Raw genomic sequence first — 23,683 nt, forward strand, 5'->3', positions numbered from 1 at the left:
ATCCTCGGTGCCGACCCGAACTCCTAGTATTCTCCGCCGAGTTCACCCTCGCCGGACAGGTCGCTACCGAGCGCTGGCGAGGGCGGTCGACACCACGGACCTGGCCTCCTGCTGCACCTGGGCGAGGTGGTCGGGGCCGAGGAAGGACTCGGCGTAGACCTTGTACACGTCCTCGGTGCCCGAAGGGCGGGCCGCGAACCAGGCGTTGTGCGTGCACACCTTGATGCCGCCGATCGGGGCCCGGTTACCGGGGGCCTCGGTGAGGACGGCGGTGATCCGCTCGCCCGCGAGGCTGTCCGTGGTGACCTGTTCCGGCGACAGCTTGGCGAGCACCGCCTTCTCGGCCTTGGTGGCGGGCGCGTCGATGCGCGCGTAGGCAGGCTCCCCGAAGCGGTCGGTGAGGGCGTAGTAGTGCCAGGACGGAGACCTACCGGTCACGGCGATGATCTCGGCGGCGAGCAGCGCGAGGACGATGCCGTCCTTGTCGGTCGTCCAGACCGAACCGTCCCGCCGAAGGAAGGACGCCCCGGCCGACTCCTCGCCGCCGAATCCCAGTGTCCCGGCCAGCAGTCCGTCCACGAACCACTTGAAACCGACCGGCACCTCCACCAGTTGGCGTCCCAACTCCGCCGCCACCCGGTCGATCATGCCGGAGGACACCAGCGTCTTGCCGACACCGGTGGTGCGCGGCCACTGGTCGCGGTGTGCGTACAGGTAGGAAATGGCCACCGCGAGATAGTGGTTGGGATTCATCAGTCCCCCGTCCGGCGTGACGATGCCGTGCCGGTCCGCGTCGGCGTCGTTGGCGGTGGCCACCTGGTACTTCTCGCGCTGCGCGATCAGGGAGGCCATCGCGTGGGGCGAGGAGCAGTCCATGCGGATCCTGCCGTCCCAGTCCAGCGTCATGAACCGCCAGGTGGGATCGGTCAGCGGATTGACCACGGTCAGCTCGAGCCGGTGCCGCTCGGCGATCCGCTCCCAGTACGCCACCGACGCACCGCCCATCGGATCGGCGCCGATGCGCACTCCCGCCGAACGCACCGCGTCCAGGTCGACCACGCCGGGCAGGTCCTCGACGTAGCGCCCCAGGAAGTCATACCGCCCGGTGCTCGGCGCCGACAGCGCGCGGGCGTACGGCATCCGCCGCACGTTCCTGAGGCCGTCGGCGATGAGTTCGTTGGCGCGGTCCTGGATCCACGCGGTGGCGGCCGAGTCCGCGGGGCCGCCGTTCGGCGGGTTGTACTTGAAGCCGCCGTCGGCGGGCGGGTTGTGGGACGGGGTGACCACCACTCCGTCCGAAAGGCCGCTGGAACGACCCGAGTTGTGGGTGAGGATGGCGTGCGAGACGGCGGGAGTGGGGGTGTAGCCGTCGGCGCTGTCCACCAGCACGGCAACGTCGTTGGCGGCGAAGACCTCAAGTGCGGTCACCCGTGCCGGTTCGGACAGCGCGTGGGTGTCGGCGCCGAGGAACAGTGGGCCGTCGGTGCCTGCTGACTTCCGGTAGTCACAGATCGCCTGGCTGGTGGCCGAGATGTGGTCCTCGTTGAACGCCGTGGCCAGCGACGAGCCCCGGTGCCCTGAGGTGCCGAACGCAACGCGTTGGGCGGGGTCGGCGGGGTCGGGACGCAGCGCGTAGTACGCGGTCACCAGCCGGGCGACGTCGACCAGGTCGGACGGCTGTGCGGGCCGTCCCGCTCGTTCGTGCGGCATCCAGCGCTCCTCGCAGATCCGGTCCGGACATGTCATTTTTCCGGACGCCTGACCGTAGGGTCCGCTCCGACACGGGGTGCGGGCGAGAGGCGGATTCCGGCCGCCCGCCCACCCCCGGACGGCCACCGGGAAGCCACGGCCACCGGCCCGGGCGCGTGCCCGCACCGGGGGCCGCCGGAAAATGCCGAGCGGCTCGTCAGGCGGCTGCACTAGCCTCCGGCCATGGCCGAACTCGCCGATGAGACGCCCGCGTTGGGCCGACCGCGCCCGCTGTGGCGTGATCGGGACTTCAGCGTCTTCTGGGCCGCGCAGACCCTCTCGGTGGTCGGCGACTCGTTCGCGCTGATCGCCCTGCCGCTCCTGGTGTTCCGGGCGACGGGATCCGTGGCGCAGATGGGACTGCTCACGGCTGTGGCGGCTGTGGCGTCGGTTGTCGCCGGGGTCTTCGCCGGAGTCGTGGTCGACCGGCTGGACCGCAGGATGCTGCTGGTCGCCTGTGACCTCGCCCGCATGGTGCTGTACGGGCTGGTCCCGCTGACCTGGGCGTTCGGCCCGCACGTCTGGCTGCTGTACATGGTCCTGCCGCTGGGCGAGGCGGTCGGGATGCTGTTCTCCGTCACATATGTGACCGCCGTACGGGCGCTGGTTCCCGGGGACCGCATCACGCAGGCCAACGGCAGGCTGAACGCCACGGCCGCGGCGGCCGGGGTCATCGGACCGGTGCTGGCGGGGGCGGTGGCCGGGCGGTTCGGCCCGGCCGCGGCGGTCGGCGTGGACGCGGCGAGCTTCGCGGTGTCGGCGGCCTGCGTGAGCTTCGTACGGTTCCGGGGCCGGACGCGGACGGAGCAGCGCAGCGACGGCTGGCGTGAACTGCTCGCCGGGGTGGCGTTCCTGCGGCGGCAGCCGGTGCTGCGGACGCTGACGGTGCTGCTGTCGGTGTTCTGCTTCCTCACCCTCGGCCTGGACGACCTGATCGTCTACCACCTCAAGCACGATCTCGGCCAGGGCGACGGCACGGTCGGCACCGTCTTCGCGATCGGCGCGCTGGGCACCGTCACCGGCGCGCTGCTCGTCGCCCCGATCCGCCGCACCATGGGATTCGGGGTGGCGTGGATCGGTGGGGTGGCGGTGGGCGGGCTCGCCCTGGCGGGCATCGGCTCGGCCGGCAGCGTGCCGGTCATCGGTGCGCTGGCCGCCGCGTTCCTGGGGTGCGTCAGCGTGGCCGGTACGTGCTCGATGTCCCTGCGGCAGGAGGTGACCCCGGACCATCTGCTGGGCCGGGTCACCTCGGCGTTCTGGACCATCCACTACTCGGCGGCACCGGTGGGCGCGGCCGTCCTCACCTGGGCCGCGCAGCGCTGCGGTACGGCGGTCGTCTGCCTGGTCGCGGGCGCCTGTTGTCTGCTCACCGCGGTACTGGCGCTGTTCACCCCGGTCCGCGTGCCGCGCCCGGAACAGGCGGGCGATCCGGCCTGACCGGCCGCCGTGAACCGATCACGCTTCGGTCACGGTTGGGGGCGGTGGGGGTGTTCGTCGGGTCATGAGACGGTCAAAAATCAGCGCCCATAACCGGGCGAACTGGCGCATTCGCGTTGATGGGTGGCGGGAAATCGCTGCGCGGACTGGTGTGGAACCAAGCCTTACCTAAGTAAGGTACGCCTTGCTTCATTGGTCGGGTGTGTGCCGGGCGGACGGGCGAAGTCCGTGAAAGCGGTGGGGGTCGCGGCGCAGACCCAGGCGGTGCCGTCTTGACGGCCCGTTTGTGTCTCATTCGGAGGGTCCCTTGTCTGTTGTTCCACGGTCGGTGCGGCGGATCATGGCGGTACTGGCGAGCGCTGCGGCGTCATCGCTGGTGCTGACGGCTTGCGGATCGGGTAGCACCGCATCCGGGTCGGGCGGCGGTTCGCTCAAGGGGCAGTCGATAACGCTCTACAGCGGCCAGCACCAGCAGACCGTGGCCACACTGGTGAAGGACTTCCAGTCGCGCACCGGCATCGAGGTCAACGTCCGCTCCGGCGACGAGGCGGAGCTGGCCAACCAGATCCTCCAGGAAGGCCCCGCCTCACCGGCCGACGTGTTCTTCGCGGAGAACCCGCCCGCGCTCACCACGCTGGAGGAGAAGGGCCTGCTGGCCAAGGTCGGCTCCAGCACCCTGGCGGCCGTACCGTCCGGTGACAGCTCGGCCAAGGGCGACTGGGTGGGCGTCTCCGCCCGCGAGGCGGTGTTGGCCTACAACAACGGCAAGCTGTCCGCCGCACAGGCCCCCGCCTCGGTGAAGGACCTGGCCTCGGCGGCATGGAAGGGCAAGTTGGGCATCGCCCCCAGCGAGACCGACTTCGCCCCGATCGTCACCAGGATGATCAAGTCCGACGGCGAGGCCGCCACCAAGTCCTGGCTGGCGGGCCTGAAGGCCAATGGCAAGGTCTACGACAGCAACGAGGACCTGGTCGCCGCCATCAACCGGGGTGAGGTCGAAGGCGGACTGATCGACCACTACTACTGGTACCGGCTCCGCGACGAACAGGGCGCGTCCGGCATCCACAGCGCACTGGCCTACTTCAAGCCAGGCGACCCCGGCTCGCTGGTGGACGTCTCCGGCGCCGGAATCCTGGCCAAGAGCAAGCACCAGGCGGCGGCCCAGGCGTTCCTCACCTATCTGACCAGCAAGCCCGCCCAGACGATCATCGCCACCTCGCACAGCTACGAGTACCCGCTGGCCGCCGGGGTGCAGAACACCAAGGTCAGCCGTCCGCTCAAGGACGCCGGCGCGGTGGTCCCGGCCAGCGACCTCGGCGACGGCAAGCAGGCACTGCAACTCCTGCAGAGCGTGGGCCTGTTGTCGTGACCACTCCGCGTCCGCTCACCCGGCCGAGCCTGCCACCGGTACTGCGGTGGCGGGCCGGTCGCATGCTGCCGCTGGCGGCCGGTCTTGTCGCGCTGCTGGTGGCCTGCCCGTTGGTGTTCCTCGGCCTGCAGGCCGGTCAGTCCGGCTGGGCCACCGCCGCCCGCCTGCTGCGACGCCCGCTCATCGGCACCCTGCTGTGGCACACCGTCTCGCTGACGGTGATGGTCACCGCCGCCACGCTGGTACTCGGCTTCGGCGCCGCCTACCTGGTGGAGCGCGCCGACATCCCCGCCCGCCGCGCCTGGACCGTGGCACTGGCGATGCCGCTGGCCGTACCGGAGTTCGTGCACGGCTACTGCTGGGTCTCGCTGTTCCCCTCGGTACAGGGCTACTGGGGTGCGGTGCTGGTGATGACCTCCTCGCTGTACCCGCTGGTGTTCCTCCCCGTCGCCGCCACGCTGCGACGCAGTGACGCCGCCGCCGAGGAGGTGGCACGCAGCCTGGGGCACGGCCGGTGGGCGACACTGTGGCGGGTGACGCTGCCCCAGACCAGACCCGCGCTGGCCGGTGGCGCACTGCTGGTGTCGCTGTATCTGCTGGGCGAGTACGGGGCGTTCGCGATGCTGCGGTTCACCACCTTCGCCACCGCCATCTACACCGAGTACGAGACCGCCTTCGACACCGAGTCCGCGAGCGTACTGACCCTCGTCCTGGTCGCCCTCGCGCTGCTGGTGGTCTGCCTTGACGCCCGCGCCGCACGCCGCGGCCGCGTGGTACGCGAGGGCGGCACCGCACGCCCCTGCGCCCCGCAGCCGCTGGGGCGTTGGAAGGCACTCGCGACGGCGGCACTGGCCTCGGTCACCGCAGTGACGCTCGGCGTGCCGGTGTACGCGCTGGTCTACTGGACGGCGCGCGGCAACTCCTCCACTCTGCCGTCGACTTCGATCCTGTCCGCCACCGCCGCGACGCTCGGCTACGCGCTGGCCGCGGCGACCCTCGCCACCGCCGCCGCGGTGCCCGTGGCGCTGTACGCCTGGCGGCGGGCGACCCGACTGGCCCGGGCCGTGGAACGCGCCGTCTTCCTCACCAGGGCGCTGCCCGGCATCGCGGTCGCGCTGGCCGTGGTCTTCTTCGCGATCCGCTACGCGCCGGCCGCCTACCAACAGCCGCCGATGCTGGTGGTCGGATACGCGGTGCTGTTCTTCCCGCTGGCGCTGACCGCGGTACGGGCCTCGCTCGCCCAGGTGCCGCACGGCGTCGAGGACGCCGCCCGTTCGCTGGGGGTGCGCCCGCTGGCGGTACTGGCCCGGGTGACGCTGCCGCTGATCCTGCCCGGCCTCGGCGCCGCCTTCGCCATGGTCGCGCTCACCGCCAGCACGGAACTCACCGCCACGCTGCTGCTGCGCCCGACCGGAACCGAGACCCTGGCCACCCAGTTCTGGGCCTACACCACCGACCTGTCCTGGGGCGCCGCCGCTCCGTACGCCGCCGTGATGACCGCCTTGTCCATCCCGGCCGTCGTACTGCTCACCCGACGCACCCTCGGCACCCCGCGAACCCCGAAAGGCGTGAGATGAGCGGCCTGTCGATCAGCGCCCTGCACGCGGCGCACGGCCACACCACCGTGCTGCGCGACCTCGAACTGCGCGTCCCCAACGGCGCGTTGGCCTGCGTACTCGGACCCTCCGGATGCGGCAAGAGCACCCTGCTGCGGATCATCGCGGGCTTCCACCGGCCTGCCAGCGGTACGGTCACCGTAGGCGGCCGTACCCTCAATGACGACCACACCCAGGTCCCCGCCGAACGGCGGCGCATCGGCTGCGTACCGCAGGACGGCGCCCTCTTCCCCCATCTGAGCGTCGCCGCCAATGTCGGCTTCGGGCTGCCGCGCGCCGAACGTCGGGAACGGGTGGCCGAGATGCTCGACCTCGTGGGGCTGAACGGCCTGGCCGACCGGCACCCCCACCAGCTCTCCGGAGGCCAGCAGCAACGCATCGCGCTCGCCCGTGCGCTCGCCCCCAGGCCCGAACTTCTGCTGCTGGACGAGCCGTTCGCCGCGCTGGACGCGGCCCTGCGCGCCGAACTGCGCACCGAGGTCGCCACCACCCTGCGCCGTGCGGGCGCAACCGCCGTCCTGGTCACCCACGACGTGGACGAGGCACTCGCCTTCGCCGACCTCATCGCCGTGATGCGGGACGGCCGCATCGTCCAGTGCGACGCCCCGCACGCCCTCTACCACCGCCCCGCCGACACCGGCGTGGCCCGCACCCTCGGCGAGGCCAATCTCGTCCCGGCCAAACTCGCCGCCGACCACGCCATCACCGCGTTCGGCGAGCTCCCGCTCACCGACGGCGCTTCCGACACCGACGAGGACGCCGTCGTCCTGCTCCGCCCCCACCAACTCCGGCTGTCCACCACCTCCGGCCCCCACACCGTCGAAGCCCGCGTCGTCAACTCCGGCTTCCGCGGCCACGACTACCGCCTGGAACTGGCCCCCGATCCCCGGCACGAACTCGCCACCCCACTCATCGCCTACACACCCGCCGACGCCCCACCGCCCACCGGCGAGACGCTGCACATAGCGGCACACGGCACCGTGCATCCGCTTGCTCCTGACCAGGTGCCTCCTGACCAGGTGCCCAACTCCGCCACGGCGTAGCCCGGCGCACGGGCCCGGCGCTCGTCGCCCTCGGCGTCGCGGGGGCGCGAGCCGTTGGTGTGCGCCATGCGGATGCGCGTCAAACCACTGGTGGTGCGCCCTCCCCGGCCCAGTCGGCGGTGCGCCACTCCTGATGACTTCGGCCGCGCAGCGGTTGGTGGGCGGTGAGCGCGGTGGCCAGGTCGCAGTGCACGGCGATGGGCGGCTGCTCACCGGCGGGCACGATCGATCCGTCGGCGGGGATGGCGGCCAGTTCCAGTGCCCGGTCATGCTCGGCGAGGCGGCGGGCGGCGTCGAGCACGGCGACCTGACCGGCGGGCGACCAGCCGTGCAACGCGGTCAGGTCCAGGATCACCGGCCCCTTGCCGCGTGCCAGCGCCCACCCGACGGCGCCCGCGAAACGGGCGACCGCTTCCGTGCCGAGGTAGCCGGACAGGGACAGGATGCCCAGATCATCGCGGTTGGTGTAGCGCCACTGGATCGTCATACGCGTCTCACATGCCCTTTCGCCGCTGGGAGTTGCCGGATGCCGCGCCTGCCCAGTTCGTCGACGGCGGTCTTGAGGACAAGAGCGCCGCTGGCATCGATAGTGGACATCCACGACATGCGCAAGACGGCCACGCGGGCGTCAGCTACTTCGATCAGATCGGCGGGCGAGGCAGGCGACGAGGGCTGCCACCCCGTCCGGTTCGACGAGCGCGTGGGCGGTGCGGACCGGCCCCGAGGACCCGCGCGGTGGGGGCGTCCCGCTACCGCCTGGGGCTGACGAGGCGGGTGCCGGACCAGTCCTTGCCGACGCTGACGGATCTGGCCGGGGAGAGGCCCGCGGTCTGGGCGGCTTCGCTGATATCGCTGGGCTCGATGTAGCCGTCACGTCCCGTCTTCGGGGTGAGCAGCCAGACCATGCCGCCCTCGGCGAGGTAGCCGCTTGAGTCCACCAGCGCGTCGGTGAGGTCGCCGTCCTCGTCACGGAACCACAACAGCACGACATCGGCGACATCACCGTAGTCCTCGTCGACCAGATCCTGGCCGATGACCGCCTCGATCCCCGCACGGAGGTCCTGGTCGACATCGTCGCCGTACCCGATCTCCTGGACCACCTGGCCCGGTTCCAACCCCAACCGGCCCGCGGGATTGGGCCGCTCGTCCTCTGCTGCCGCCATCACAGTCCCTTCGCGCGGAACGCGCCTGCCGCGGTCCGCCTTCCTGATAGCCAATCAGGTACCGCGCAGATCATCCCGTGACCCCCGCCAACCCCAACGGCGCGCCCGCCGTCAACGCCTCCACCGTGGCAACGCGCCCCACCGCCGCGCGTATGGTCCAATGCGCCTTCACCGCAACCCAGTTCAACGGCAACACCCCCAGCTCATGACAACTGCTGGGCGATCCTGTCAGCCGTCACGGCAATGCGAGCGTCTCTCCAACCGTGATTCCCCTCAAGGGATGACCGCCTCCCCGATGCTCGACCCCTGCCAGGCGCGCGATTCCCTCCCGATCAGTGGAGGCGCGGCGTCCCAGCCGCGCGGTGCGCACCGCTACGCCGCGTCCAGCTGAAGTGACATACGACGCAGTGCAACCAAGTCAGTAGGTCCCCGCTTACTGAAGATCCTCCAGGTCATCCTGGTCGAAGTATGTTGCGTCTTCGTCCGCCAGCCGGGCGCGCTGATGCTCCTGCTGGTGCTGCCGCTGCTGCCGCTCCTGCTCTTGGGCCGCCAGCGTCTCTTCGGTCATGTCTTCTATGAAGTCCGTATCGCTGCTGTACGGGTCGCGATCCCTGTTGGCCATGCCGGTCTCACTCCTCGGTGAGGTGACGTATGGAAGGCGTCCCCACCCGGGACCAGCGTGGCACGCGCCCGAACCCCACGCATCTCCTGTCGGGCCCCTGTGAGCGGGCCGGAATTCCAGCCAATGACGAACGTCGTAAGCGTGACAGGCGAGGCCTGCGTGCCTAGTGATACAGATGGGACTCGGGCGCGAGGACTGCGCCGACACCCGTGGTCTGGCGGCCCTGACGCACGGGCGGCAGCGAGCACCCGCCACCGCCCCCACGCCAACGGATGACTCAACAGCACGGGGCGAACGGCGAGTTGTACAGCACCAGCCTACGAAGCCTGCGGCGCCACACGGGCCAGTACCGCCTCGCGCAGCGCCGCGGGCTCGACTTCCAGTGCGCCCAGCACCTTGATGGCGACGCCTTCCCCCTCCGCGAGGAGGCCAAGAAGCATGTGCTCGGTGCCGATGTTCTCCTGCCCGAGCGCTCGGGCCTCGCGAACGCAGAGTTCGAGGGCCTTCTTGGCGCGCGGTGTGTAGGCGGGCCGCGGGTACTGGAAGGCACCGGGCCCGAAGGTGCTGTCGGCCCGCCGCCGGATCGCCTCGACGTCGATGCCGATCGAGGACAGCGCGTCCTTCGCGGCCTGGCCGCCGGTTCCGACGATGCCTGCTTCGTCCCACAACCGTACGGTCTCGTCGCGTGCTCGTGACACGTCGACACCGTGGTCAGTCAGTACCTCCTGGGCCGTACTGTCGCCGCTGGCCGCCAGTCCGAGCAGCAAGTGCTCCGTGCCGATGAAGTCATGGCGGAAGGCAAGCGCCTCGTCCTGCGACGCGACCACGGCCCGCTTGGCGCGGTCGGTGAAATACTCGAACACCCTCAGTCCTCCTTGCCCATGGCCTTGCGCCTGCCCGCGTGCTTCTCGTGCACCGTCTGTCGACTGACCTGCAGTGCCGTCGCGATGCTCTGCCACGTCCAGCCCTGGTCACGGGCGTTGTCGACGTGTAGACGTTCCAGTTCCTCCAGCAGGCGGCGCAGCGCCACCACGGCCTGCAACCCCACGGCGGGGTCCTTGTTGGTGACTTTTCCGGCCAGCGAGGCCGGTGTGTCCTCATCCATGCTGTCAGGTTAGCCTGACAGATGCCCGTGTCAAGGTTTCCTGACAGAGGCTGGGGCGGGACGACGGAAACCAGCAAAGGCGCATGGACGCCGCCCCCCGTCACATGTCCGCAAGCTCCCGCACCGGCGTGGCTTGGTTGCTCGCGGTGGCGTGCTGATCCAGGCTGGCGACGAGACGGCGTGAGGTGCCCAGGTCCGACGATCCATCGGGCGGGACGCGGTGTATGGGTGGGCGCAGCCGTCGGCGAGGAGGTAAGCGGAGGTTAAGGGGAGGCAAGGAGGCCCGCCTGTGAACACCACCCGGCTACGGCGCGACGAGCTCAGATCGCTGTTCGCCCCGGCGGCCGTCCCCTCGGAGAGGATCGGGCTGGAGATCGAGAGCGGCATCGTCGACCCCGAGACCGGGCTGGCCGCCCCCTACGCGGGAGACAAGGGCGTCAAGGCCGTTCTGGAGACGCTGCTCGCCGAGTGGGGAGGGCAGGCCCAGCACGACGCCGGAGAGCTGATCGGCGTCAAGCTGGCGGACGGTGTGCTGATCGGGCTCGAACCCGGCGGCCAGGTGGAGTACTCGTCCGCTCCGGCCGCCGATCTGGCCACGGTGGTGGACGAGACGCGGGCCGCTCTTGAGCGGCTCTCCGAGATCGCCGAGCACTTCGGCTGGGCGCTGGTGCCCGGTGCGTACTTGCCGTTCGACCGGATCGAGACCATCCCGTGGGTGCCGATGAGTCGTGCCAGGGTCATGCGTGACTTCTTCGCCGGTATCGGCGACGCGGGCCGTGACGCGCCGAAGGTCCTGTCGATGTCGTTGTGTACGCAGGTGCATCTGGACTTCCTGTCCGACGAGGACTTCACACGAAAGCTGCGGATGCAGGCAGCCGCCTCGCCGGTGGTCGCCGCGCTGTTCGTCAACTCGCCCTTGCAAAACGGCCGGTTGACCGGGCTGCTGTCACACAGGTCCCATGACTGGCTGCGAACGGACCCGCGGCGCTGCGGTCTGCTCGGGCCAGCGCTGCGGGGCGAGGTGAGCGCCGATGATGTCATCGACTGGGCGCTGGGGCTCCGCATGATCTACCGCTTGGGGCCTGACGGGCGGTACCGGCCCGCTCCCGACCGGCCGTTCGCCGTGATCCTGGAGCGGGGTTACGAGGACGGCTCGATGCCGACCTTCGCGGACTGGGTCTCCCATCTGACGCAGACCTGGACGCATGTCAGGCCCCGTCGCACCCTGGAACTGCGCGCTGCGGACGGGCCGCACCACCAGTACATTCCCGCTGTCCCCGCGCTGTGGGTGGGGCTCAGCTACCACCCGCCGTCCTGCGAGGCGGCATGGGAACTGCTGGGGCACTACAGCGTGGAGGAACAGCGCTCGGCGATGCTCAAGCTGCCGGTCGAAGGGCTGCGCACCGCGCTCGGCGGGGACCGGATCGACGAACTCGCCGGTGAGTTGGTGAGGTTGGCCCGCAAGGGGCTGCGGGCACGGGTGGACGCAGGCCTGGAGCACCCCAAGGTGTTGGAGTACCTCGATCCGATCGACGAGGTGCTGCAGACGGGAAGGACCTTCGCCGAGCAGTGCGCCCGGCGCTGGGAGACGGACATGGGACGCGATCCGCGCCGCTACGTCGCGGCGTTCCGTGTCTGAGCCGAGGCCTGAGCCGAGTCGGGCTCCCGGTGGGGAAGTGGGATACGGTCTGCGCCACCGAACTTGGCGTCGGTTTGGCGGTGTTCGCCGATAGGATCTCCTCATGTTGAGGGGGGCTCATGGACCGTGACGTCCGCTCGGTGGATGACTTGCTCAAGCTCCTGGACAGCCTGTTCGTCCCCGAAACCGACCGTTGGACGGACGGCGCCGCGACGTGGTGGGACGACTTCTACGCCGACCGCTCCAAGTCCGTGCCGTTCTTCGTGGCGAAGCCGGACGAGAGCCTGGTCTCCTACCTCGACCGAGGGTTGATCGGTCCCGGCCGCGCCCTGGACCTGGGATGCGGCCCCGGTCGCAACGCCGTACACCTGGCCGCCCGAGGCTTCCAGGTGGACGCCGTAGACCTGTCGCCCACAGCCGTCGCCTGGGCCGAGGAGCGCGCCCGCGAAGCCGGTGCCGACATCCGCTTCCACTGCGCTGACGCCTTCGCGCTCACCAGCGAACTGACCGGACCGTACGACCTGATCGTCGACTCGGGTTGCTTCCACCATCTGCCGCCGCACCGCCGCATCAGCTACCGCGCCCTGCTCGACCGCACCCTCGCCCCCGGCGGCCACCTCGCGCTCACGTGTTTCGCAGCCGGGAGAATGGGGTGCGAACTGCCCGACGCGGACCTCTACCGCGAGTTCCGCCTGCACGGCGGACTCGGCTACTCGCCGGAGTCCCTGCGCTGGATCTTCGCCGAGCTGACTGAGATCGAACTTCGCCGGATGCACGACGAGCCCGCCGAATCCGAGTGCTTCGGAGAACCCTTCCTGTGGGCGGCCCTGTTCCGACGCGGATGGGTGGGCACTTGACGGGTTGGCTCGGTGGGCTGGCGGCTGGAGCTCGCCGCATAGCGTGGTGGCGGGACGATTTCCCGGAGGGCGAGTGATGGGTGTGACGTGGGCTGGGGTGCGGGAGCGGGTGCTCGCGCTGCGGGAGGCGCCACGGTGGTGGGCGGTGTTCGGGGCGGAGGGCGGGCACGGCTTCGAGCTGCTGCCCGCCCTCACCGAGGAGCAACTGCGGGCGGTGGAACGGCGGTTGGGAACCGAACTGCCCGAGGAGTACCGCGCGTTCCTCCTGGAGGTGGGTGCGGGCGGCGCGGGGCCTGACTACGGACTGTTCCCGATCAGGCCCCCGGAACCCGATGCCCCGCCCGTCACCGATCACTGCGCGCTGCCGTTTCGCTCCGAGCTCACGGCCGAGCTCGAACGTGAGGAGCCCCAGCGGGCCTACTACCCGGATGACGACGCCTTCTTCGCCGCCTACGCGGCCTGGGACGTCCGCCGCGACGAACTGCACGACGCCTTCACGGAAGGCACCCTCTGCATCAACCATCAAGGGTGCGGATACTACTCGCTCCTCGCCGTCACCGGCCCGCTGCGCGGAACCATGTGGAACGATGTACGCGCCATCGGTGAAGGCGTGGTTCCCGTCGAACCACGCGCGGGCCGAACCGGGCACGTGTCGTTCACGCAGTGGTATCTGGACTGGCTCGACCACGCGGAGCGCCGCGCCTGGGACACGACGACCGAACCTCCGCCACGGGTCGGGTTCACCTCAAGCCGGACACCGGCCGGCAAGCTCTGAACTCACAAGGCCATCGGCCAATCCGTCAAGGCCCAGGGAGCCTTGCTGCGCGGTTCGGGGGAGCACCGATCACGTACGCCGGTGTGCGGCGAGGAAGACATGGTCGAATTCCTTGCGCACGCAGTCGACATCGTCGAATCCCGCCTCGCGCAACCAGCCCAGATTCCCCTCCAGTGTCAGTTCGGTGAACCGCTCACGGCTGTGCGTGTCCTCGTGGGCGTCGCGCCGCTGGCCGTGTCCCCGGGCGTAGAGCGCCGCGAGTGGGGAGTTGGGCGGTGACATCACCACATCCAGCACCAGGTCGAGGTTGAAGAACCAGCCGCCGGGACGCAGCAGCGAGTGCACCTGACCGTAGACCTTGCGGACAGTCACCGGATCACCCAGATTGTGGGCCGCGAGCGAGGACACCACCGCGTCGAACGGCCCGTCCACTTCCTTGACCCATGAGGGATCACGCAGATCACAGTGCCGGTACACCACCCGCTGCCCGAACTCGGCGAGAACTTCCCTGGCACGGTCGATCATGGGTGCCGAGTAGTCCTGGAGGCACACGGTGGCCGCCGGGAACTCGGTGAGCACCTGGCGAGCGAACTCACCATAGCCGCCGCCCAGGTCAAGTACGCGGACATGGTGCGAGCGCGACAGCGGTAGCAGCGATGCGGCGCGCCGCAACCGGAGTTGGCGTTGCTCCCCGGCCGAAGCGGCGAAGTCGATCCACTGCTTGACGTACTCCGCTGACTGCCAGTCGTGTTGGGTTTTGACGTTCCCGGTCATGGACGCTCCTCGTCGTGGGGTATGAGACGTGGCGCCCATTGCAGCGGCTCAACCCGAGTTGAGCGCAACACCGTGCGTCGGGAGTGCCTTCATGAGGTGAGAAGTCAGCGGCTCACGGTGTTGGCGGCCCCGGTGATCTCCCGACGCAGTTCAGGGCATTCCGCTGCGGGGTTGTCACGAGGGCAGGACAGCAGATGGTCGAGGTAGCCGCGGGCGGTGCGCAGTTGTTCCACTTGGCTGTCTATCGCCGTGATGCGATGGGAGACGGCTTCGCGCCAGTCGGTGGCTCTGGTCCGTCCGCGTAGCACGGTGTCGATCTCGTCCAGGCTCATCAACCCGGTTGACTGCCACAGTCGGATGAGTGCGATGCGGTACCGCTGGTCGGCGTCGTAGTAGCGCTGCCCGGACCTGCGATGGGCGGTGATCAGTCCACGGCGCTCCCAGTAGTGCAAGGTGGACAGCGCCAAGCCGTGTTCGTCGGCCACTTCGCGGATCCCGGTGAGATCGTTCATGGACTCAACTTGACCCCAACCGAGGCTGCGCGGGCAAGAGTTGGGGGCCGTCGTCGGTCCTCCCAAAAGGCCCGGAGCTGCGTCTGACCGTGCCGCCTACTCGCACTGGACCAGGGCGTACGTCCCGAGTGACTTCCGCTGACCCTCCGGCCTATGGACAGGCGGCGGCCAGGGCGGACTCCGCGATGGAGGTACGTGCGTACAGCACCGAGCGGCCGACGCGGTGGGCGCTGACCAGGCCCGCGGTGCGCAGCGCGGTCAGGTTCTGGGAGACCCCGGCGGGGGAGAGGCCTGTGCGGTGGGCCAGTTCGGTGGTGGAGGCCGGGCTTCCCCGATCAATTCACCCATGCCTGAATCCATTGGCCGCCAACGTGGCGGCTGGCGCGTTGCGTTTGTCCGAGGACGAGTTGGCCACCTTGGAGAGCCTCCACCAGCAAGGTCTCTGAGCGCCGACAGGTTGTGCCAGTGGCCGACCATCGGGACCGGACTTTCCACGTTGGGCGAACGCCTCCTGCCGGAGACCGACCGCGCCGCCGGGCCGTAGTGGGTTGGTATGCGGTCACGACGGCGTGGTTCGTCAGTCCCGCGGTAGGTCGATGACGGTGACGGCACTCTCCACGAGGCTGCCGATGTAGAGCCGCCCATCGTGTTCGCACGCGCTGGTGGCCATCCGGTAGCTGGCACGAGGCCAGCGCAGGTCGTGAACGGTGCGTCCCGCGCTGTCGACCGCGGTGACCCGGACCGTTCGGCGCGGACCCGGCTGCAGCGACTCCGGCAGCCGCCACAGCGCACGGCGCAGTACCGGGGGAGTGCGGTGCAGCCAGTCCAGCAACGGATCACGCGGTGCGGCGTAGGCGATCCAGATCAGGCCGTCCGGGCTGGTGGTGAGGTTGTCGGGGAAGCCTGGCAGGCCCTGCAGGAAGGTGTCCCGGTGCCCGGCCTGCGGGCCGGACAGCCAGAGCCGGGTCAATCGGTATGCCCCGGTCTCCGCGACGAGGACGAACGATTCGTCGGCCGGGAGCGCCACACCGTTGGCGAAGTACAGTCCATCCAGGACGACTTCGGGCTCGGCGGCGCCAGGCGTGATGCGGATGAGGCGTCCGGTGCCGGAGTGTTCGAGCAGATCGCCCAACCAGTGGTCGATGCCGAAGCGTCGGCTGGAATCACTGACGTAGATCGTGCCGTCGCGAGTGACCGCGACATTGCTGCAGAAGCCAAGCCGCTCGTGGCCCGCCGACTCCAGCAGCACCTCGCACTTCCCCGTGTCGAGCGCGACGCGCAGCAGTCCGCGTCGCGCGTCACACACCAACAGCCCACCGTCGGGCATGAGTTGCAGGCCAAGGGGCCGTCCTGCCGTGTCAGCGATGGTGGCCACCTGGCCGGTGTGCGGATCGACGCGCAGGATCCTGCCGTCGGCGACGCCGGTCAGCAGCTGCCCCGAAGCGTCGAAGACCACGTGCTCGGGCCCGACCCCGTCGAGCGGGATCATCCGTGGGGCGGCCACGGGCACCCGCTGCCCACGCGAGCGACCCGGCCGAACCGGCGGACGCCAGGCCACGGGCCGTAGGTCGGGTTTGTCGGTCGACGTCATGATGCCTCCGTACGGACGTGCTCCTCGCGGCAGAGTAGGGCGGGGAGCGGGGCACGTAACGTGTTTCGGCGTAGATTTCGCCCAAGGGAGAGTCAACTGTGTTGCGGCGAAGGCGCGCGGCAGTGGCTTGGCGCTACGCGGAACCCACAGCGCCGTCGTGACGTTGTCCCGGGTGGCCCGGATAGTGCCGGGGTAGGGGATTGACGGAGTGACCAGCTGGTTTACAGTGCCCGTGGTCAGTGCCCGTCACTTGGTGACCTGAGAAGGAATCACGGAGTATGTCGACTGAGACGTTCGAGTTTCAGGTGGAAGCACGCCAGCTTCTGCAGATGATGATTCACTCGATCTACTCGAACAAGGACGTGTTCCTGCGCGAACTCGTCTCCAACGCCTCCGACGCGCTGGACAAGCTTCGTGTCGAAGCGCTGCGCGACGACTCGCTCGGCGCGGATGTGTCCGACCTCCACATCGAGATCGAGACGGACAAGGACGCCCGTACGCTCACCGTGCGGGACAACGGCGTCGGCATGTCGCGCGATGAGGTGGTGGAGCTCATCGGGACCATCGCCAACTCGGGTACCGCCAAGTTCCTGCAGCAGCTCAAGGAGGCCGACAGCACGGCCGCGGCGGAGGGGCTGATCGGGCAGTTCGGCGTCGGCTTCTACTCCAGCTTCATGGTGGCCGACGAGGTCACCTTGCTGACCCGGCGCGCCGGCGAGACCGAAGGCACCCGCTGGACGTCGACCGGCGAGGGCACGTACACCATCGAGACCGTCGCCGACGCCCCGCAGGGCACCGCGGTCACACTGCGGCTCAAGCCGGTGGACACCGAGGACCGGCTGTACGACTACACCTCGCCGTGGAAGATCAAGGAGATCGTCAAGCGGTACTCGGACTTCATCACCTGGCCCATCAGGATGGCCGCGCAGCCCGCGGCCGAAGGCACCTCCGAGTCGGCGTCCGACGACGCGCCGCGCGAGCCCGAGACGCTGAACTCGATGAAGGCGTTGTGGGCGCGCCCGCGTGAGGAGGTCACGGACGACGAGTACCACGAGCTGTACAAGCACATCAGCCACGACTGGAACGACCCCCTGGAGACCATCCGCCTCCAGGCGGAAGGCACCTTCGAGTACCAGGCGCTGTTGTTCGTCCCGGCCCATGCCTCCCAGGACCTGTTCCTCCAGGGCCACAAGCGCGGTGTGCAGCTGTACGTCAAGCGCGTCTTCATCATGGACGACTGTGAAGCGCTGATGCCGCCATACCTGCGCTTCGTCAAGGGTGTGGTGGACGCACAGGACCTGTCGCTCAACGTGTCCCGTGAGATCCTCCAGCAGGACCGCCAGATCCAGTTGATGCACCGCCGTCTGGCGAAGAAGGTGCTGTCGACGGTCAAGGACATGATGGCCAAGAACCCGGAGCGCTACGCCACCTTCTGGCGGGAGTTCGGCCGCGTCCTCAAGGAGGGGCTGCTGAGCGACTTCGAGAACCGCGACGCCATCCTCGAGGTCTGCTCGTTCGCCACGACCCACGACGCGGACAAGCCGACCACGCTGCGCGAGTACGTGGAGCGGATGAAGGACGGCCAGGAACACATCTTCTACCTCACCGGTGAGTCCCGGCAGGCCATCGAGAACTCACCGCACATGGAGGCGTTCCGAGCCAAGGGCATCGAGGTGCTGCTGCTGACCGACCCCGTCGACGAGGTGTGGGTCGACTCGGTGCCCGAGTTCGACGGCAGGCAACTGCGGTCGGTGGCCAAGGGCGAGGTCGACCTCGGTACCGAGGACGAGAAGAAGGAGGCGGAGACCGAGCGCGAGAAGCACCAGCAGGAGTTCGCGGGCCTACTGACCTGGATGAAGGACCAGTTGAGCGAGAACGTCAAGGACGTACGGCTCTCCTCACGCCTCACCGTCTCGCCCGCCTGCATCGTCTCGGACACCCACGACGCGACCCCGGCCCTGGAGAACATCTACCGCGCCATGGGCCAGGCCGTTCCGCACGTCAAACGCATCCTCGAACTCAACCCGAGCCACCCGCTGGTCAGCGGCCTGAACCGGGCACACTCCGAGCGCGCGGGCGACACCGGCCTGCAGGAGACCGCCGAACTCCTCTACGGCATGGCCCTGTTGGCCGAGGGCGGCGAGCTGAGCGACCGCTCACGCTTCGTCAAACTGATGGCCGACCGCCTGGAGCGCACGCTGTGATCGCACAGCGGCGGCACGACTGAGTTTCGACACGCTGTGCGGCCAAGATGTCGCACAGCGTGTCTCCGTGTCGTGCCCGGGAGATCACCGTCATGCCCTGATGCCGCCGAGGTGCGTACCGTAGAGGTATGCCCGAGTTGCCGGACGTCGAGGGGTTTCGCAGGGTGCTGGCCGCCCACGGGCAGGGGCGGCGCATAGCGGACGTCACAGTGGCGGACCCGGGTGTGCTGCGTGGCGTGTCGGCGCGCGGACTGCGGCGTGAGCTGGTGGGGAAGCGGTTCGACACGCCGGAACGCCACGGCAAGTGGCTGATCGCCCGCACCGACGGTCCCGTGCTCCTCATGCACTTCGGGATGACCGGCGCGCTGGTCCCGGGCACACCCGATGATCCGCCGGACCCCCACGACCGTGTGGTCTTCGTCCTGGACGACGGTGAGCTTCGCTTCCGTGACCAGCGCAAACTTCAGGGCATTCGGCTCGGCGACGAAGCGGAGGCCAAGCGGGTGCTCGCGACGCAGGGGCCGGACGCGATGGCCGTGGGGCGTGATGAGTTCGAGCGGTCGATGTCCCGGCGGCGAGGCCGGATCAAGGCGGCACTGCTGGACCAGTCGCTGATCGCCGGGCTGGGCAACCTCCTCGCCGACGAGATCCTGTGGCGCGCCGGGGTGCATCCGGCTTGTCCGGTCCGCGAGGTTGAGGGTGCGCGACTGCGCCGGTTGCACACGCAGATGCGGCAGGTGCTCCGGGCGTCGGTACGGGTGGGGCACGTACCCGGGCGGCCCTCCTGGCTCACCGGGCGGCGGTACGAGCAGGATCCGCACTGCCCGCGGTGCGCAAGCCCCTTGTGCACGGGACGGGTCGCCGGACGGGGGACGGTGTGGTGCCCGCGATGCCAGCCGGGCGGGTGTTAGGCGCTTCCGCTGGGAGTGCGGCGATGTGCCGTAGGTCGTCCGCGGCGCCATTGTGGCGGGTCGCGCAGTTCCCCGCGCCCCTTCAGACCGCTTCCGAACCGCGGCAACAGCCGCGGCGACTCCTCGGGCGGCGACCTGGGAACCGCGGTGGGGCTCAGCAGTCGGGCTCCTCGATGGCAGGCATCGCGGTGCCGTCCGGATGCCACCGGCTGAGGAACCCGGGCTGTCGGCTGACGTCGACGAGTTCGATGCGGGCCCCGATGCTGTCCATGCGGTGGTAGGCGAACGGCCTGCCATAGGGGCAGCCGGAGAAGTCCAGGGGAAGGCCCTGCTGCTCCAGGCGCCGGGAGCCTTGCCGGACATCGCTGGACCAGAAGCCGATGTGATCGAACCTGGCGCCCTGCGAGGCGTCCCAGGGGCTGCCCGCGGGCCCCTCGATGAGCTCGATGAACGCAGGGCCGTCCGCCGAGAAGACGATGCGGAAGTCCCACTCGCCGAGCCGGTCGGACAGGGGAGCGTTCCACTTGACCCCAGCCGAGCGCTCGAAGTCCGCCATCGCCCGCTCGATGTCCGGGACCGCGAAGCACAGATGGTAGAAGGCAGTCATCCGCCCATGATCAGGCCCTGGACCCCAAAGGTGAAGGGGCTCGCGGGTTTCGTCGGCCCGGTCCACGGGCTGGCCGTCGGTGTGGCGGCCACAGGAGCATGCGGCCCGGGCGGGTACGCGTTGAACGGCGATGCCAACTGGACGGCGGTTTGGAGATGATGGGCGTAGCCGTCTCGACCGGATCGGAGTGAACGCAGATGTTCATCGAAGAGGGGCCGCAGCCGTCGACCGCGCACCGCTTGCTGTCGACGGCCGCTGCACCGGAGCAGTGGTGGCCCAGCCTCGCCGACCCGCGTGGGCGCGACGTCGTCAAGGGGCGGTCACACGCGCTGGTCTTCGGTGAGCCGGACCCCCGGTTACGCGGTTACGTACTGAGCTACACGGGCATTCGCAACGCCGGACCCGACGCGCCGTACGCACAGCGGGTTCCGCCCGAATGCGGTGTCATGCTGACCGTTTCACTCTCCGGAGCCTCCCCGGGCCGGGTCAACGCGGCGCAGGGTCCGGCCGCGCTGCCGGTGGTTGGTGTCACCGGCCTGCACGACAGCTTCTACGTGGTGGACCGCCGCGCCACCTCCGGGTCGACGCTGCTGGTGGCGCTCACCCCTCCTGGCGCCTACGCGCTGTTCGGCGTCGCCATGCACGCCCTGGCCAACACGCACGTGGCGCTGTCCGACCTGATGGGCAGGCGGGCCGACCGGCTCGCCGAGCGACTCGCCGGTGCCCGCACCTGGCACGAGCGGTTCGCGGTCCTCGACGAGGTGTTGGTCCCGGGCTGCACCCACGGCCGTACCCCGGACAAGAGCCTGGTGCTGGCGTGGCAGCGGATCGCACGGACCCACGGCAGGCTGCGCATCGGGCAGTTGGTGGACGAGATCGGCTGCAGCCCCAGGCACCTGGAGAAGAAGTTCGGCGAACAGACGGGTCTGCCGCCCAAGACGGTGGCACGGATCTGGCGGTTCCAGCGGGCGGCACATCTGCTGTTGACGGCCCCGGAGCAGTCCATCGCGCAGGTGGCGCATGTGTGCGGGTACACCGACCAAGCTCACCTCAACCGGGACTTCCGGATCCTCGCGGGATGCACGCCCACCCGCCTCGTCGGGCCACGTGGGCCCGGTCAGATCAGGTCCATGGCGGCCACCTCGTCGGGACTGCCGTAGCTGACCGGCCCCTGGAAGCGGCGCCGGGCCGTGGTGAACCACCATGCGGTGGCGATGAGCAGCACCACCGCCAGCGCGATCGGCGCGTAGTTGAAGGTCTTGGCACTGATCGGGGCGGACTGCGGCAGCATGAACAGCACATTGCTGATCACGATCCACGTCACCGCGACTGCGGCGACCAGCTTGCCGTGGCGCCCCAGGTTCCATGGGCCGGGTTGGAAGCTGTCCAGGCGTAGCCGCAGGAAGATCGGCACGCCGTAGGCGAGGAACAGGCCGACGACGTTGATGCTGACGACCGCGGTGAAGGCGGTGTCGGACCACCAGCCGGGAGCGACCAGCACCAGGGAGCAGGCGGCGGCCAGCCATACCGCCTTGACCGGGGTGCGGGTACGCGGCGATACCGAATGCCACCAACGCGAGCCGGGCATCGCCCCGTCACGGGAGAAGGCGAAGATCTGCCGGGTGTTGCTGGTCATGTTGGCCAGACCGCAGAACAGCATGGCGCCGATGACGATCAGCATAAGGACTTTCGCGGTGCCGGTGCCGAGCGCGTCGATGAGGACCTGGACGGGCGGCGCGGAGGCGCCCGCCTCGGCGGTGTAGTCGCGGATCGCGTAGATCAGGGCCAGCATGAGAATGAGCCCGGTGAGCGCCGAGCAGGCGATGGCCCGCATGATGCCCTTCGGGGCGTTGACGGTGGCCCGCACGGTTTCCTCGGACATATGGAAGCTGCCGTCGAACCCGGTGAAGGTCCAACTCGTGACGAGCAGGCCGAGCATCGCGCCGTAGAAGCCGTTGGTGAATCCGGTGTCGTTGGCGAAATGCGTTGCGAACGACGGCGGTTGATGGTGTGCGGGCAGCACGACCAAGGCGGTGACGAGCACCACCATGCCGATCAGCAGCCACCACACGGATATCCGGTTCAGCACGGCGACCAGTTGCACCGTGTAGGTGTTGGCGAGCGCCTGCACAAGCAGGATCGCCGCCGTGATGGCGACCGTGTGCTGCGGTGTCACCTGGTAGGACGGCCACTGCAGGGCGATGAACGCCTGGATGAAGGTGGCGGCGGCGTAGTCGGTGGCGGCCGTTCCGCCGACCTGACCGGCGAAGTTCAACCAGCCCGTGTACCAGGACCAGGCACCGCGGTGCCGTTTGGCGAGCTTTCCCGCCGAGAAGTACAGGGCGCCGCTCGTCGGATAGGCCGAGGCGATTTCTCCCATCGCGGCCCCGACGAACAGCACCATGACCGAAACACCGATCCAGCCGAAGACCAGGATCCGTGGCCCGCCCGCTTTCATCCCGAATCCGAACGACGAGAAGATCCCGGAGATGATGTTGATGATCGTGAACGAGATCGCGAAGTTGTCGAACGCCTGGAAGCGGCGGGTGAGTTTGCGGGGGTATCCCATCGCGTGCAGCGTCGCGTCATCGTCGAGCGGGAGTGGTGTGGCATGCCGCCGGGTTCTGGAACGAGCGGGATTCACGGGTTCGGACACAGCTGTTGACCTTTCTGGTGGGGGCAGAAGGCGTTGTCAAGGATTCGCGCCGCGAGGGCGGCTGGCGAATTCGGCTGCGGCGTGCCCGATATCAGGCGGCACCTGGTACCGGCAGCCCGCACAGGCGTCTGGCTCTGGTCAGTTGCTCCTGGGGGTCGCCGAAAGCGCTCCAGGGCATGCGGGACGCGTACGGGCCCATGGCCGCGAAGACGGCCCGTGCCTCCCGGTCACGTTTGGCCATGAACAGCGCGTGCGCCAGGTACGACAGGTCCAGCACCGGGGTGAAACGGTGATCCGCGACGTGCGGGAACCAGTGCTGGTAGACGGCCAACGCCGTTGCCCGCCACTGGGGTTGCTCCCAGACGCTGTTGGCCAGCGGAGAGGACGGGTCGTGGTCGTCGACCAGGGCCACCAGTGGCAGCAGACGCAGCGCGGAGGTGGCCGGGGCGCGCTGCGCCAGGAACGCGGCGACATCCCAGGCCGCGTTGGCCGCACCGCCGTTGCGGGCGAAGAAGAAGGCCAGGAAGCGGTGGTGCGCTTCGCGGTGCCAGGGATCGAGCCGCAGGATTCGGGCGAACAGGGACCAGGGACCGGGGGCAGCGGTGAGCAGCCCCCGCGGCGCGGGATCACACCAGCGCTGAAGGCGAGTCAGCGAAAGCCGTGCCACCCACGGGGTGGGGTCCTCCGGTGACATCCGAACCGCCCGTTCACCGGCCGCGACCGCGATGCGCAGCAGGGCGGGAGCCCGCCGGTCGTGGGCGTCGGCCGCACGTAACGCGCGTAGCGTAGCCACCCGTGCCCACAGTAGCGCGGCCTGCGGGCTCGGCTCCTCGGCCAGCCAGCGTTCCGCCAGATCGGAGTCGGCCGCCTCCGACGCCAGTACCAACGAGCGGTGGGCCAGGGTAGCGAAGTCCGCCCGGGCTTCGGTGAGCACCTCGTACGCGCTGAAGTGCCGGCCCGCCCGCACATCCACGCAGGCACGCGCCAACTCGCGGTCGTCGGCGGCCGGATGCCACACGTAGTGTCCGGGGAACGATCCCGCGGTCACGTTCC

Annotated in this window: 22 protein-coding genes and 1 pseudogene; 10 read left to right on the forward strand and 13 right to left on the reverse strand. The window is 69.4% G+C overall.

Annotation, left to right across the window (positions count from 1 at the left end; all coding sequences use genetic code 11):
* Positions 1 to 63 precede the first annotated feature (63 nt).
* Positions 64 to 1,710 (reverse strand): phosphoglucomutase (alpha-D-glucose-1,6-bisphosphate-dependent), encoded by a 1,647-nt coding sequence (gene pgm, locus NON19_RS03080; protein WP_255924964.1) that lies wholly within the window; start codon positions 1,708 to 1,710, stop codon positions 64 to 66.
* A 222-nt stretch (positions 1,711 to 1,932) separates the two neighbouring features.
* On the opposite strand from pgm, the gene NON19_RS03085 reads away from it, so the two are divergent.
* The 4 genes from NON19_RS03085 to NON19_RS03100 all read left to right on the forward strand — a co-directional run bounded on the left by NON19_RS03085 (position 1,933) and on the right by NON19_RS03100 (position 7,214).
* A complete protein-coding gene (locus NON19_RS03085; RefSeq protein ID WP_255924966.1) occupies positions 1,933 to 3,186 on the forward strand; it encodes an MFS transporter in 1,254 nt (417 codons plus the stop codon).
* A gap of 307 nt (positions 3,187 to 3,493) precedes the next feature.
* Positions 3,494 to 4,555, forward strand: a complete 1,062-nt coding sequence (locus NON19_RS03090) for an iron ABC transporter substrate-binding protein (protein WP_255924967.1) — start codon at positions 3,494 to 3,496, stop codon at positions 4,553 to 4,555.
* On the forward strand, positions 4,552 to 6,132 hold the full coding sequence (locus tag NON19_RS03095) for an ABC transporter permease (protein ID WP_255924968.1): 1,581 nt from the start codon (positions 4,552 to 4,554) through the stop codon (positions 6,130 to 6,132). Before NON19_RS03090 ends, NON19_RS03095 begins: the two co-directional genes overlap by 4 nt.
* A complete protein-coding gene (locus NON19_RS03100; RefSeq protein ID WP_255924969.1) occupies positions 6,129 to 7,214 on the forward strand; it encodes an ABC transporter ATP-binding protein in 1,086 nt (361 codons plus the stop codon). The genes NON19_RS03095 and NON19_RS03100 overlap by 4 nt, the downstream gene beginning before the upstream one ends.
* A 79-nt stretch (positions 7,215 to 7,293) precedes the next feature.
* Here the strand turns inward: NON19_RS03100 and NON19_RS03105 are convergent, their stop codons facing one another.
* The 5 genes from NON19_RS03105 to NON19_RS03130 all read right to left on the reverse strand — a co-directional run bounded on the left by NON19_RS03105 (position 7,294) and on the right by NON19_RS03130 (position 10,104).
* Positions 7,294 to 7,701: an STAS domain-containing protein gene (locus NON19_RS03105; protein ID WP_255924970.1), complete on the reverse strand. Its 408-nt coding sequence runs from the start codon at positions 7,699 to 7,701 to the stop codon at positions 7,294 to 7,296.
* Between the two features lie 262 nt (positions 7,702 to 7,963).
* Positions 7,964 to 8,377 carry a DUF3052 domain-containing protein gene (locus NON19_RS03110; RefSeq protein ID WP_255924971.1) on the reverse strand — a complete coding sequence of 138 codons (414 nt, stop codon included), beginning with the start codon at positions 8,375 to 8,377 and terminating at the stop codon, positions 7,964 to 7,966.
* A gap of 433 nt (positions 8,378 to 8,810) precedes the next feature.
* Entirely contained in the window at positions 8,811 to 8,999 is a 189-nt protein-coding gene (locus tag NON19_RS03115; protein WP_255924972.1) for a hypothetical protein, read from the reverse strand.
* A 317-nt stretch (positions 9,000 to 9,316) separates the two neighbouring features.
* A complete protein-coding gene (locus tag NON19_RS33060; RefSeq protein ID WP_372513976.1) occupies positions 9,317 to 9,862 on the reverse strand; it encodes a Clp protease N-terminal domain-containing protein in 546 nt (181 codons plus the stop codon).
* A gap of 2 nt (positions 9,863 to 9,864) precedes the next feature.
* A complete protein-coding gene (locus NON19_RS03130) occupies positions 9,865 to 10,104 on the reverse strand; it encodes a helix-turn-helix domain-containing protein (protein ID WP_255924973.1) in 240 nt (79 codons plus the stop codon).
* A 289-nt stretch (positions 10,105 to 10,393) separates the two neighbouring features.
* Between NON19_RS03130 and NON19_RS03135 the strand changes: the two genes are divergently transcribed.
* From NON19_RS03135 to NON19_RS03145, 3 genes are all read left to right on the forward strand, one after another.
* On the forward strand, positions 10,394 to 11,743 hold the full coding sequence (locus tag NON19_RS03135) for a glutamate-cysteine ligase family protein (protein WP_255924974.1): 1,350 nt from the start codon (positions 10,394 to 10,396) through the stop codon (positions 11,741 to 11,743).
* A 119-nt stretch (positions 11,744 to 11,862) separates the two neighbouring features.
* Positions 11,863 to 12,600, forward strand: coding sequence for a class I SAM-dependent methyltransferase (locus NON19_RS03140; protein WP_255924975.1), 738 nt, complete (start codon positions 11,863 to 11,865; stop codon positions 12,598 to 12,600).
* A gap of 76 nt (positions 12,601 to 12,676) precedes the next feature.
* Positions 12,677 to 13,375 (forward strand): SMI1/KNR4 family protein, encoded by a 699-nt coding sequence (locus NON19_RS03145; protein ID WP_255924976.1) that lies wholly within the window; start codon positions 12,677 to 12,679, stop codon positions 13,373 to 13,375.
* A 69-nt stretch (positions 13,376 to 13,444) separates the two neighbouring features.
* Here the strand turns inward: NON19_RS03145 and NON19_RS03150 are convergent, their stop codons facing one another.
* The 4 genes and pseudogenes from NON19_RS03150 to NON19_RS03165 all read right to left on the reverse strand — a co-directional run bounded on the left by NON19_RS03150 (position 13,445) and on the right by NON19_RS03165 (position 16,252).
* Positions 13,445 to 14,149 carry a class I SAM-dependent methyltransferase gene (locus tag NON19_RS03150; protein WP_255924977.1) on the reverse strand — a complete coding sequence of 235 codons (705 nt, stop codon included), beginning with the start codon at positions 14,147 to 14,149 and terminating at the stop codon, positions 13,445 to 13,447.
* 104 nt (positions 14,150 to 14,253) lie between these two features.
* Positions 14,254 to 14,661, reverse strand: coding sequence for a MerR family transcriptional regulator (locus tag NON19_RS03155; RefSeq protein ID WP_255924978.1), 408 nt, complete (start codon positions 14,659 to 14,661; stop codon positions 14,254 to 14,256).
* 151 nt (positions 14,662 to 14,812) lie between these two features.
* Positions 14,813 to 14,989: pseudogene (locus NON19_RS03160) on the reverse strand (ArsR/SmtB family transcription factor); the annotation flags it as partial.
* A gap of 249 nt (positions 14,990 to 15,238) precedes the next feature.
* Positions 15,239 to 16,252, reverse strand: coding sequence for an SMP-30/gluconolactonase/LRE family protein (locus NON19_RS03165; RefSeq protein WP_255924979.1), 1,014 nt, complete (start codon positions 16,250 to 16,252; stop codon positions 15,239 to 15,241).
* Between the two features lie 278 nt (positions 16,253 to 16,530).
* Between NON19_RS03165 and htpG the strand changes: the two genes are divergently transcribed.
* On the forward strand, positions 16,531 to 18,456 hold the full coding sequence (htpG, locus tag NON19_RS03170; RefSeq protein WP_255924980.1) for a molecular chaperone HtpG: 1,926 nt from the start codon (positions 16,531 to 16,533) through the stop codon (positions 18,454 to 18,456).
* A gap of 128 nt (positions 18,457 to 18,584) precedes the next feature.
* Positions 18,585 to 19,367: an Fpg/Nei family DNA glycosylase gene (locus NON19_RS03175; protein WP_255924981.1), complete on the forward strand. Its 783-nt coding sequence runs from the start codon at positions 18,585 to 18,587 to the stop codon at positions 19,365 to 19,367.
* Positions 19,368 to 19,521: 154 nt separating this feature from the next.
* On the opposite strand, the gene NON19_RS03180 is transcribed toward NON19_RS03175, so the two are convergent.
* Positions 19,522 to 19,974, reverse strand: coding sequence for a VOC family protein (locus NON19_RS03180; protein WP_255924982.1), 453 nt, complete (start codon positions 19,972 to 19,974; stop codon positions 19,522 to 19,524).
* Positions 19,975 to 20,171: 197 nt separating this feature from the next.
* Here NON19_RS03180 and NON19_RS03185 point away from each other — a divergent pair, with 197 nt between their 5' ends.
* Entirely contained in the window at positions 20,172 to 21,134 is a 963-nt protein-coding gene (locus tag NON19_RS03185) for a helix-turn-helix domain-containing protein (RefSeq protein ID WP_255924983.1), read from the forward strand.
* Here NON19_RS03185 and NON19_RS03190 read toward each other — a convergent pair.
* Complete coding sequence (locus NON19_RS03190; RefSeq protein WP_303653210.1) at positions 21,092 to 22,543, reverse strand: amino acid permease; 1,452 nt, start codon at positions 22,541 to 22,543, stop codon at positions 21,092 to 21,094. The two genes, NON19_RS03185 and NON19_RS03190, sit on opposite strands and share 43 nt — an antisense overlap.
* Positions 22,544 to 22,721: 178 nt before the next feature.
* Complete coding sequence (locus NON19_RS03195; RefSeq protein ID WP_255924985.1) at positions 22,722 to 23,678, reverse strand: hypothetical protein; 957 nt, start codon at positions 23,676 to 23,678, stop codon at positions 22,722 to 22,724.
* Positions 23,679 to 23,683 lie beyond the last annotated feature (5 nt).

Origin of the sequence: Streptantibioticus rubrisoli (genome assembly GCF_024436055.1) — a bacterium.
Lineage (GTDB): Bacteria > Actinomycetota > Actinomycetes > Streptomycetales > Streptomycetaceae > Streptantibioticus_A > Streptantibioticus_A rubrisoli.